This window comes from Streptomyces sp. DI166, from assembly GCF_900091315.1.
GTDB classification, from domain to species: domain Bacteria; phylum Actinomycetota; class Actinomycetes; order Streptomycetales; family Streptomycetaceae; genus Streptomyces; species Streptomyces fuscus.
Genome location: NZ_FLSP01000167.1, coordinates 1 through 10,384, shown reverse-complemented (window position 1 = coordinate 10,384; position 10,384 = coordinate 1). Strand labels below are relative to the sequence as shown.

The window sequence follows — 10,384 nt, the reverse complement described above, 5'->3', positions numbered from 1 at the left end:
GGTCGTCGGCCCGGCCGCGACCGCGCAGCGGGTGGCCGCCGGGGTGCTGCGCCATCCCCGGTGCGGGGTGCGGCCGGTGGGCATCGTCGCCCCCGACCCGGACGGCACCGAGCAGCTTCCCGTGCTGACCACGGGCGCGGAGGTGCAGCGGGCCCTGATCCAGAACGGCGTCCGTGACGTCCTCACCGTGCACCCGTCGGTACGGTCCCAGCGCGCGCCCCTGCTGCGGGCGCTCGCGGAGTCCGGGTGCACGGTGTGGGAGGTCGACGCGGACTCCCCGGCGTACGCCTCCCGCGACCAGCTCGCCGGGTACGCCTGCCGGCGTCTGGACCTGGGCTCCGCCCGGCGGCCCGGCGGGGCGGGCAAGCGGCTGCTCGACATCGCCGTGTCCGGGACGCTGTTGCTGCTGGTCAGCCCGCTGCTGCTGGTGTGCGCTGTGGTGCTGCGGCTGACCGACGGACCCGGTGTGGTGTTCCGTCAGGAGCGCATCGGCAAGGACGGGCGGCCCTTCACGCTGCTGAAGTTCCGCACCCACCGCCCGGTCGACGAGCACGAGTCGGCGACCCGCTGGAGCGTGGCCGACGAGGTGCGCATGTCGTGGTTCTGCCGCTTTCTGCGGCGCAGTTCGCTGGACGAGCTGCTCCAGCTGTGGAACGTGCTGCGCGGCGACATGAGCCTGGTCGGCCCGCGCCCCGAACGCCCGTACTTCGTCGCGAAGTTCAGCCAGACCTACCCCGGCTACGCGGCCCGGCACCGGATGCAGACCGGCATCACCGGGCTGGCCCAGATCCAGGGCCTGCGCGGCGACACCTCCATCGAGGACCGGGCCCGCTTCGACAACGCCTACATCGACAACTGGTCGCTGTGGCAGGACGTCTGCATCCTGCTGCGCACGGCCGTCCAGCTCGTGCGCCCGACCGGGAGCTGACCCGATGACCAGCCTCGTCCTGACCCCGCCCCGCTCCCGCGCGCTGTCCCCGGTGCTGCCGGTGGTGGCCGTGGTGGCCCTGCTCGCGCTGCCGGTCGGCCCCGGCGGGGAGGGCGGCGCGGGCCCGGCCGACGCGCTCTCCGCGCTGGCCGTCCTGTACTGCGCGATCCGGCTCTTACGCGACCGGCGGCGCCCGCTGTCCCGCACGGCGGCGGTGGTGCTGGGCCTGCCGGTGGTGGGGCTGGCGGTCGCGGCGGTGGGCGCGGCCTCGCCCGGCGAGGGGCTCACCGGTCTCGGACGCTACCTCCAGGTGTTCGTCCTGGTCCCGGCGGCGGTGCTGCTCCTGGTCCGGGACCGGGGCGATCTGCGGCTGCTGGCCTGGTCGTTGGTGGCGCTGGCGGGCTGGCAGGGCGCGGTCGGGGTGCACCAGTACATGACCGGGACGGGCGCCTCCTACCAGGGCGAGCCGGTCCGGGCGGTGGGCACCTTCGGGGCGCAGGACGTGATGGGGATGGCGACCGTCGTCTCCTTTGGCCTGGTGTGCGCGGTGGGTCTCGCCCTCGGCCGTACGCCGGTACGGCAGCGGGTGGCCGCCGCCCTGTGCGCGCTGGTGCTGCTGCTGCCGCTCGCGCTGTCCTTCAGCCGCGGCGCCTGGATCGCGACCGCGGTGACCTGCACGGTGCAACTGCTGCTCGCCGGGCTGCGGCGGGCGCTGGCGGTGGGCGCGACGGTGACCGCGGCGGCCGTGATCCTGGTGGGCGGGTTCGGGGTCGGCTCGGCGATGCTCCAGGAGCGGATCAGCTCCATCACCCAGGTCACCGACGCGCCCGACCAGTCCGTCACCGACCGGTACACCATGTGGGCCGCCGCGGCCGGCATGTGGCGCGAACAGCCGCTGACCGGTGTGGGGTTGAAGGGTTTCCCCGAGTACCGGGACGCACACGCCTCGCTCGCCCTGTCCGCGGGCAGCGACACCGAGGGCGCCGGGGCCGCCTTCCGCAAGCAGCCGCTGCTCTCCCCGCACAACATGTACCTGCTGGTCCTCGCCGAGCAGGGCCTGATCGGGCTGCTCGCGCTGGCGGGCGGCTGGCTGGCGCTGCTGGTGTGCGCGGTGCGCCGGGTGGTGCGGGTACGGGCGCACGGACCGGGCCTGGACTGCGGGCTGGTCGCCTGTGGGCTGCTGGTGTGGCAGCTCACGGACTTCGCCTACGCCGACATCGGCGGCCCCTCCACCGTGCTGATGGCCGTCTGCCTGGGCATGACCGCCTGGTGGGCGCTGGCCCCCCGCACCGGGGAGGTCGAGGCCCGATGACGGTGACCCCTCCGCGCACCGGCGCCGACAACTCCCCCACCGTCCCGGCGGCGCGCTCCGGCGGCCCGGGACCGGTCAAGGACCGCACCGGAGTCGCTCCCGCCACCCGGCGCTTCCTCGCCCGCGCCACCCTCGCCACCGTGGTGCTGTCGATCGCCGGCGCCCTGCTGGGGCTGGCCCGCGACCAGGCGCTGGCCCGGCTGTTCGGTGCGGGCACCGAGACCGACGCCTTCCTGGTCGCCTGGACGGTGCCGGAGTTCGCCTCCACCCTCCTCATCGAGGACGGCCTCGCCTTCGCCCTGGTCCCCGCGTTCAGCCTGGCGCTGGCCCGCCGCGCCCAGGGCGCCCCCGGCGACCCGGTGCGCGCGCTGGTGGCGAGCACCCTGCCGAAGCTGGCGTTCACCCTGGTCTGCGCCGCCGCACTGACCGTGGCCGCCGCCCCCTACCTGGTCCGCACCCTCGCGCCGGGCCTGGCCGACTACTCGCTCGCCGTCGACTGCACCCGGCTGACCGCGACCTGCGTCCTGAGCTTCGGGCTCGCCGGGTACTCCTGCGCGCTGCTGCGGGCGCACCGCCGCTTCCTGGCCCCGGCGTCGATCTACGTGGCGTACAACACCGGCATCATCACGGCGATGTTCGTCCTCGGCCGGCACTGGGGAGTGCGCTCGGCCGCGGCCGGGGTGGCGGTGGGCGGGGCGCTGATGGTGGCGGTGCAACTGCCGTTCGTGCTCGGCCGGTTGCGGCGCCGAGCGGCCGAAGTACGGGACGAGGAGGCGGCGTCGGCCACCGGGCAGGCGGCGACGCTGGCGCTGGTGGCGACCGTGCTGCTGTTCGCGCTGTGCCGGCAGTCCCAGGTGCTCATCGAACGGTTCCTCGCCTCCGGGCTGACCGCCGGGTCCATCTCGCACCTGAACTACGCGCAGAAGGTGGCCCAGATCCCGATGACGCTCTCGCTGATGCTGGTCACCGTGACCTTCCCGGTGGTGGCGCGCGCCGTCGCCGAGGGCGACCTCGACCGGGCCCGCTTCCGGGTGGAGCGCGATCTGGAGATGGCCGCCTGCGTGGTGCTGGCGGGCGCCGCCTCCGTCATCGCCTGCGCCCCGCAGATCATCGAACTGCTCTTCCAGCGCGGCGCGTTCACCGCGCACGACACCGCGGTCACGGCGGGCGTGATGCGCGTCTACGCCCTCGGGCTGCTCGGCCAGACCCTGGTGGGCGCGCTGATCCGGTCCTACTTCTCGGCGGGCCGCGCCACCTGGTTCCCGCTGGCCACCATGGCCGTCGGCATCGCCGTGACGACCTGGATCGGGGTGGGGACGCTGCGGCTGTGGGGCGTGTACGGCATCGCCGCCGCCAACGCCGCCGGCATCACCGTCACCGCCGTCCTGCTGCTGGCCGGGATGCGCCGCCGCGCGGTACCGGTACGCACCGGCCGGGTCCTGTACGAGCTGACGAAGCCCGCCTGTGCCGCGGCCGCGGCGACGGCCACCGGGGCCCTCGTCGCCGCCCGCTTCGACACCCCGCTGCCCGGACTGGCCGCCGGGGCGGCCACCGTGATCTGCGTCTTCCTACTGCTCGGCCGGGCCCTGCGCGCCGAGGGCCTCACCCCTGTCCGCACCGTCACGCAAAGGCTGCGCCATGTCCGTCTCCGTTGACCCCGGCCCGCGCCTCGGGCCCCGACCGGGACCGGTCCCGTGGGTGGCGATGTACCACTCCGTCGGCGACTGCTCGGACGACCCGTACCGCATCACCGTCACCCCGGAACGCCTCGACGACCAGCTCGGCCGGCTGCGCCGCCGGGGTCTGCGGGGCGTGTCCATGGGGGAGCTGCTCGCCGCCCACGGCCGGGGCGAGGGGCGCGGGCTGGTCGGGCTCACCTTCGACGACGGGTACGCCGACTTCCTCGACCACGCCCTGCCGGTGCTGCGCCGCCACGACTGCACCGCGACCCTCTTCGTCCTGCCCGGCAGGCTCGGCGGCGACAACGCCTGGGACCCGCTCGGCCCGCGCAAGCCGCTGCTGACCGCCGACGGCATCCGGCAGGCCGCCGCGGCGGGGGTGGAGATCGGCTCGCACGGTCTGACCCATGTGGACCTGACCAAGGCCGACGACGCCACCCTGCACGCCGAGACCGACGCGAGCAGAGCACTGCTCGCGGAGTTGACCGGTGCTCCCGTTCAGGGCTTCTGCTACCCGTACGGAACGGTCGACGCCCGCGCCGTGGAGGCGGTGCGCGCCGCCGGGTACGCGTACGCCTGCGCCATCGACCCCGGCCCGCTCACCTCCCTGTACGCCCTCCCCCGCGTCCACATCGGCCAGAACGACACCGCCGTACGCCTCTACCTCAAGCACCGGCTGCACCGGCTGCGCCGGCGTCCCGTGGCGGGGCTGCGATGAAGGCGCTGCACATCATCACCGGCCTCGGCGTCGGCGGCGCCGAGCAGCAACTGCGGCTGCTGCTGCGGCATCTGCCGGTCGAGTGCGACGTGGTCACGCTGACCAACCCCGGCCCCGTAGCCGACGGTCTGACGGCCGACGGGGTGCGGGTCACCCACCTCGGTATGACCGGCAACCGCGACCTGGCCGCCTTGCCCCGGCTGGCCCGGCTGATCCGCGCGGGCGGCTACGACCTGGTCCACACCCACCTCTACCGGGCCTGCCTGTACGGCAGGATCGCCGCGCGCCTGGCCGGGGTGCGGGCGGTCGTCGCCACCGAGCACTCCCTGGGCGACTCGCAGATGGAGGGGCGCCGGCTCAGCCCCGGGGTGCGCGCCCTGTACCTGGCGGGCGAGCGGCTCGGCCGGACCACGGTGGCCGTCTCCCCGACCGTCGCCGACCGCCTCAAGCGGTGGGGAGTGCCCGCGCCGCGCATCGAGGTCGTCCCCAACGGCATCGACCTGGAGCGCTTCCGCTTCGACCCGGTCCAGCGGCTGCGCACCCGCCGCCGCCTCGGCCTGCCCGAGGACGCCTGGGTGATCGGCGGCGTGGGCCGGCTCACCGCCGCCAAGAACTTCGCCGCCCTGATCCACGCCCTGCCCCGGCTCCCCGACAACCACTGGCTGCTGCTGGTGGGCGGCGGCCCCGAGGAGAGCGTGCTGAGGCGCACCGCGCGGGAGGCGGGCGTCGCCGAACGGGTCCTGTTCACCGGCGAGCGCCCCTACCTCCCGGACGGCTCCCCCGGCCCCGACCTGCCCTCCCTGCTCTGCGCGATGGACGTGTTCGCCTCCCCGTCCCCGGAGGAGGCGTTCGGGCTTGCGGTCGTGGAGGCGCTGGCCTGCGGGCTGCCCGTGCTGTACGCCTCCTGCCCGGCCGTCGAGGACCTGCCCGCGCACTCCGCGCCGACCGCCCGCCGCGTCCGGGGCGGGCCCGAGGAACTCGCGCGCGCCGTCGCCGCGGTCCACGCCGAGGGCCCCCGCCCGCGCGACGTCCCCGAGGCCGCCCTGCACTACGGCATCACCCGCAGCGCCGACCGCCTGATGGCCGTGTACGGCGCCCTCACCTCCGTCTCCCCGTCACCCGAGAAAGCCGGTTCGTCATGACCGAGAACCCCACCGGACGGCACGCGACCCCACTGTCGCGCGCCCGGACCCTGCCGCCCTGGTCCCTGATCGCGGCCGGCGCCCTCGCGGGCGGACTGCTCGGCGGCGCCTACGGCGTGGTCAAGGCGCCGACGTACACGGCCACCAGCTATGTCGTCGCCGTACCGGGCGAGAAGTCCGACCCGGCCTCCGCGCTCGGCTTCGCCCAGGCCTACGGGCGGGTCGCCACCCAGGTCGCGGTGCTCGGGGACGCCCAGGTGTGGGCGGGCGTACCGGTGTCGACGCTGAGGAAGAACGTCCGCACCGCGACCTCCCCGGACGCCCCGATGGTCGCCGTCACCGCCACCTCCACCCGTGCCGACCTCGCCGCCGACATGGCCAACGCCGTCGCCCGCGCCCTGACCCGGCACGCCGCCGACGCCGAGCCGTCCACCCACGTCGAGCTCCAGCAGTTCGCCCGCGCCACCAAGCCCACCGAGCCGTCCTCCGCCCCGGCGACCGTGACCGGCCTGGTCGGGGCGAGCGCGGGCGGGCTGCTCGGCGGTCTGGCGCTGCTGGTCCGGCCCCGCCGCCGCGGCGACCGCCACGACCGCCCGGCGGTTCCGTCCCCGGCCCCCGCCGCCGATGTCCACGGACAGCTGTGACATACGGAATCGAACTCGTCACCGACGAGCCCGCCTTCGCCGCCCTGGCCCCCGACTGGGCCCGCCTGTACGGCAACTGCGCCACCGCCACCCCCTTCCAGAGCCATCCCTGGCTGCACTCCTGGTGGCGGTCGTACGGCGGTTCCGGGCGGCTGAGGGTCGTGCTGGTCCGCGACCGCGGCGAACTCGTCGCCGCCGCTCCCCTGATGCGGGTGCGCCGCCCGGTGCCCGCGCTGGTGCCGCTCGGCGGCGCGATCTCCGACTACGGCGACGTCCTGCTGGACGACGACCGGGGTGAGCGGGCGGTGGCCGCGCTCACCGCGGGTCTCGCGGCGGCGGCCCGCACCGCGCTGATCGACCTGCGCGAGGTCCGCCCCGGCAGCGCCGCCGAACGGATCTACGCCAACTGGCCGGGCCCGCGCCGCCAGGTGCCCGACTCGCTCTGCCTGGAGCTGCCCGCGGTACCGATGGCCGAGCTGATCGCCCGGCTGCCGTCCGCCAAGGCCCAGCAGCGGGTGCGGGCGAAGCTGCGCAAGCTGGCCGCACTCGGCATCGAACGGCATGTGGCCGGGCCGGGCGAGGCCGACAAGGCGCTGCGGCGGCTGTTGGAGCTGCACCGCCTCCAGTGGGAGGGCCGCAAGGTCACCTCCGAGCATCTGCGGCCCCGCTTCGAGGAGCACCTGGTGCGCGCGGTCGGGCCGATGGTGGCGTCCGGGGACGCGGTCGTCACCGAGTTCCGGCTGGACGACGACGTGGTCGCCGTCGACGTCACCCTGCTCTCCCGGGGCCTGACGGGCGGCTATCTGTACGGCGCCCACCCGTGTCTGCGCGAGCGCAGGGCGGACGTGGCGGTGATGCTGCTCGACGCCTGCGCCGAGTACGCCCGGGGGACGCTGAGCCTGCTGCGCGGGAACGAGCCGTACAAGCAGCACTGGCGGCCCGAACCGGTGTGCAACCGGCGGCTGTTGCTGGCCCGGCGGCGTACCGCCCCGCTGCTGGCGGCGGCCCTGTGCCGGTCCGCGGCGCGGCGGCGGGGCAAGGAGCTGGTGGGCCGCTGGAAGGAGCGCCGGCGTGGCGGCGGGTCCTGACGGGCCCACCGCCACCGAGGGCTCACCGGTTGCGCGCGTACCAGTCGAAGCGCAGGCACAGCTTCCCGCCGAGCCAGTACTCCACCCACTCGCCGAGGTCCAGCGGGGTGCACTCGGGCGGGGTGGTGGGCTCCACCGGCGTGGGAGTGGGCGTCGGGGTCGGAGTCGGCGTGGTGGGTGTGGGCTCCGGCTGGGGTTCGTGGGTGCGGCCGGAGAGCACCGCGCGGTAGACCTCGGCCGACTCGGGGTTGGCGGAGCACTGCCACACGCCGTGCGGGCAGTAGTCGGTCAGCGTGTTGTAGGCCGGCTTGTGCTCGTCCATCCAGGCGAGCATGCCCCGCATGTACTCGGCGTTGTCGCCGTTGCGGAACAGTCCCCACTCGGGATAGGAGATGGCCTTGCCGTGGGATTTGGCGAATTCCACGTGCTCCTGAAGTCCGTAGGGCTCCTTCACCTGTTCGTCGAACGACATTCCGCGCGGCTGGTCGTAGGCGTCCATTCCGATGATGTCGACCGTGTCGTCGCCCGGATAGCACTGGGTCCACGGAATGGCGTCCCGGCCGCGGCTCGCGGTGAAGTCGAACCGGAACTTCTGCCCCGGCACCGCGCGCATGGCGGTGACGATCCGGTTCCAGTACTTCTTCCAGGCCTCCGGGTCGGGGCCGCAGCGATGGGTGTACGTGGTGCCGTTCATCTCCCAGCCGGGCACGACCACGGTGTCCGGCAGGCCCTGTTCCACCAGGCGTTCGGCGAGGCGGCGGAAGTGGTGGTCGAAGACACCGGCCGCGCCCTGCCGCAGCAGCAGCCGCACCCGTTCGTCGGAGTGCGGCTCCTCGTTGCGCTCCATCATGGGGACGTTGAGCACGAAGACGCGGTTGGGGTCCTGCTGCCGCCACTTCGCCCACGGGTCCAGGAAGCCGTGGCCGCCCTCGATGTTGCTCCACCGGTCGCCCGGCAGGTAGGTGTGCCCGACCCGCAGTTCGGCACCGCCCAGCCAGCGGCTGAGCTCCGCCATCCGTTCGACGCCCCGGGCCCCGTAGTGGAGGTAGGCGCCGAAGGCGGGGACGTCGTCCGCCGCGGCGGGCGCCGGAGCAGGTGGCTCGGCGAGCCGCGCCGCCCCCGCGCCCGCGGCGAATCCGGGACCGGCCGCCAGGGCGGCGGACACGGCTGCGATCGCCGCGACCCACGCCGCCCGCCGACGGGACCGGGCCGGTCGTCGCTGTGGGGTCATGGCTGCCCCTTTCTCCTTGCTCGGGGGCTTCCCGCACTCGGGGGACCACCCATTACTGACACTCAGTCATATGAACCGGAATTACGCCACCGCCATTACGGCTTTCGAGTGCCCCGCTCGTCCGACCGAAGGAATGAATCCGTGTCGCTGTTCGACACCCGGGTCCCCGCCGTACTGCTGCGGATCGACCGGAATCCCTTTCACCACGGAACCCTGGGCGCGGTGCGCTCGCTGGGCCGGGCGGGCGTGGACGTGCATGTGGTCGCCGACTGCACCGCGTCCCCCGTCCGCAGATCCCGCTACGTCACCCGGCTCCACCCGGCGCCGCCGCCCGGCGCCGGACCGGCCGAGATCGCGGGGGCGCTGCGCAAGGTCGCCGCGCGGATCTCCCGGCCCGCCGTGCTGATCCCGATGGACGACGCGGGCGCGGTCGCGGTGGACCGGCTGCGCGCGGAACTGTCCCCCTCGTACCTGCTGCCGCAGCAGCCCGGCGCCCTGCCCGAACGGGTCGCCGACAAGGCGGAGCTGGCGGCCCTGTGCGCGGCGGCGGACGTACCGCACCCACGCACCGTCGTCCCGGCGAGCGCGGCCGAGGCCGCCGCGCAGGCCTGGCGGCTGGGGCTGCCGGTGGTGGCGAAGTGGAGCTGCCCCTGGCTGCTGCCGCCCGGCAGCGGACTGCGCAGCACGACGGTGATCCGCTCGGCCCAGCAGGCGAAGGAGCTGTACGCGCGCACGGCCGAGGCGGGCAGCCGGCTGCTGCTCCAGGAGTATCTGCCGCCCGGTCCCGAACTCGACTGGTTCTTCCACGGGTACGCCGACCGCGAGGGCATCCTGCGCGCGGGCGGCCCGGGGATGAAGGACCTGGCCTGGCCGCGCGGGGCGGGTCTGACGGCGGTGGGCCGGTGGGCGCCCAATCCGCAGGTGCGGGCGCTGGCCGAGCGGCTGGTCCGCGGGCTCGGCTACCGCGGCATCCTGGACCTGGACTTCCGCCGCTGCGCCATGACGGGCCGGTATCACCTGCTGGACTTCAACCCCCGCCCCGGCGCCCAGTTCCGGCTCTTCACGGACACCACCGGGCTGGACGTCGTACGGGCCCTGCACCTGGATCTGACGCACCGTCCGCTGCCGGAGGGGGACGAGCGGCCCGGGCGGGTCTTCGTGGTGGAGAACTACGCGCCGCTGACCGCGCTGCGCCCGGTGCGGGCGGGGCGGGAGGGCGCCTGGTACGCCGGGGACGACCGGCGTCCGGGCTGGGCGATGTGGGCGCTGTGGACGCGGCACGTGTCGCGGCGGCTGCTGGACCGGCTGCGGCGGCCGGGCCTGCGTTCGGCCGCCCCGGCCGAGGCCCGGGTGGTCCGGCAGGCGTCGGCGCAGGTTTCCGACGACGAGCGGGCGAGCAGCCACTGACCCGGGGGCACCGGGAACGGCTCGGGGGCCGGACGCTGCGGACGTCCGGCCCCCGGTCCTCGGTTCACCGGCGGGAGGCGGCCCTGCCCCGTCGGTACAGGATGGCCCCGGCCACGATCAGCGCGGCGCTGGCACCGGAGGCGGCCAGCGTGGCACGCCCGCCACCGGTCTCCGGCAGGCTCGGCGGCGGACCGTTGTGGCCCGGCGGAGTCGTCGGAGGCATGGTCGGCGGCGT

10 protein-coding genes are annotated in these 10,384 nt (G+C 75.0%); 8 read left to right on the top strand and 2 right to left on the bottom strand.

Going from position 1 to position 10,384, the window contains the following annotated elements; translation table 11 throughout:
- From GA0115233_RS38615 to GA0115233_RS38585, 7 genes are all read left to right on the top strand, one after another.
- Positions 1-928: exopolysaccharide biosynthesis polyprenyl glycosylphosphotransferase (locus GA0115233_RS38615; protein WP_141689643.1), on the top strand; the 928-nt coding region annotated here is incomplete at its 5' end.
- Positions 929-932: 4 nt separating this feature from the next.
- Positions 933-2,240: an O-antigen ligase family protein gene (locus GA0115233_RS38610; RefSeq protein ID WP_093725276.1), complete on the top strand. Its 1,308-nt coding sequence runs from the start codon at positions 933-935 to the stop codon at positions 2,238-2,240.
- Positions 2,237-3,895 (top strand): murein biosynthesis integral membrane protein MurJ, encoded by a 1,659-nt coding sequence (gene murJ, locus GA0115233_RS38605; protein ID WP_093725274.1) that lies wholly within the window; start codon positions 2,237-2,239, stop codon positions 3,893-3,895. The genes GA0115233_RS38610 and murJ overlap by 4 nt, the downstream gene beginning before the upstream one ends.
- A complete protein-coding gene (locus tag GA0115233_RS38600) occupies positions 3,879-4,637 on the top strand; it encodes a polysaccharide deacetylase family protein (RefSeq protein WP_093725272.1) in 759 nt (252 codons plus the stop codon). The genes murJ and GA0115233_RS38600 overlap by 17 nt, the downstream gene beginning before the upstream one ends.
- Positions 4,634-5,779, top strand: coding sequence for a glycosyltransferase (locus GA0115233_RS38595; RefSeq protein WP_093725270.1), 1,146 nt, complete (start codon positions 4,634-4,636; stop codon positions 5,777-5,779). The genes GA0115233_RS38600 and GA0115233_RS38595 overlap by 4 nt, the downstream gene beginning before the upstream one ends.
- Entirely contained in the window at positions 5,776-6,423 is a 648-nt protein-coding gene (locus GA0115233_RS38590) for a lipopolysaccharide biosynthesis protein (RefSeq protein ID WP_093725268.1), read from the top strand. Before GA0115233_RS38595 ends, GA0115233_RS38590 begins: the two co-directional genes overlap by 4 nt.
- Positions 6,420-7,511 carry a GNAT family N-acetyltransferase gene (locus tag GA0115233_RS38585; RefSeq protein ID WP_093725266.1) on the top strand — a complete coding sequence of 364 codons (1,092 nt, stop codon included), beginning with the start codon at positions 6,420-6,422 and terminating at the stop codon, positions 7,509-7,511. The genes GA0115233_RS38590 and GA0115233_RS38585 overlap by 4 nt, the downstream gene beginning before the upstream one ends.
- 22 nt (positions 7,512-7,533) lie before the next feature.
- On the opposite strand, the gene GA0115233_RS38580 is transcribed toward GA0115233_RS38585, so the two are convergent.
- Positions 7,534-8,742, bottom strand: a complete 1,209-nt coding sequence (locus tag GA0115233_RS38580; protein ID WP_093725264.1) for a glycoside hydrolase family 26 protein — start codon at positions 8,740-8,742, stop codon at positions 7,534-7,536.
- Positions 8,743-8,883: 141 nt separating this feature from the next.
- Here GA0115233_RS38580 and GA0115233_RS38575 point away from each other — a divergent pair, with 141 nt between their 5' ends.
- Complete coding sequence (locus GA0115233_RS38575) at positions 8,884-10,149, top strand: carboxylate--amine ligase (protein ID WP_093725262.1); 1,266 nt, start codon at positions 8,884-8,886, stop codon at positions 10,147-10,149.
- Positions 10,150-10,213: 64 nt separating this feature from the next.
- Here GA0115233_RS38575 and GA0115233_RS40505 read toward each other — a convergent pair whose 3' ends face one another.
- Complete coding sequence (locus GA0115233_RS40505; protein ID WP_304363123.1) at positions 10,214-10,372, bottom strand: LPXTG cell wall anchor domain-containing protein; 159 nt, start codon at positions 10,370-10,372, stop codon at positions 10,214-10,216.
- Between the last annotated feature and the right edge of the window lie 12 nt (positions 10,373-10,384).

Bases quoted from the DNA above. Each gene is read 5' to 3' on its own strand.
- GA0115233_RS40505 (WP_304363123.1), bottom strand. From the start codon at position 10,372: ATGCCTCCGACGACTCCGCCGGGCCACAACGGTCCGCCGCCGAGCCTG.
- murJ (WP_093725274.1), top strand. From the start codon at position 2,237: ATGACGGTGACCCCTCCGCGCACCGGCGCCGACAACTCCCCCACCGTC.
- GA0115233_RS38590 (WP_093725268.1), top strand. From the start codon at position 5,776: ATGACCGAGAACCCCACCGGACGGCACGCGACCCCACTGTCGCGCGCC.
- GA0115233_RS38580 (WP_093725264.1), bottom strand. From the start codon at position 8,742: ATGACCCCACAGCGACGACCGGCCCGGTCCCGTCGGCGGGCGGCGTGG.
- GA0115233_RS38610 (WP_093725276.1), top strand. From the start codon at position 933: ATGACCAGCCTCGTCCTGACCCCGCCCCGCTCCCGCGCGCTGTCCCCG.
- GA0115233_RS38595 (WP_093725270.1), top strand. From the start codon at position 4,634: ATGAAGGCGCTGCACATCATCACCGGCCTCGGCGTCGGCGGCGCCGAG.
- GA0115233_RS38600 (WP_093725272.1), top strand. From the start codon at position 3,879: ATGTCCGTCTCCGTTGACCCCGGCCCGCGCCTCGGGCCCCGACCGGGA.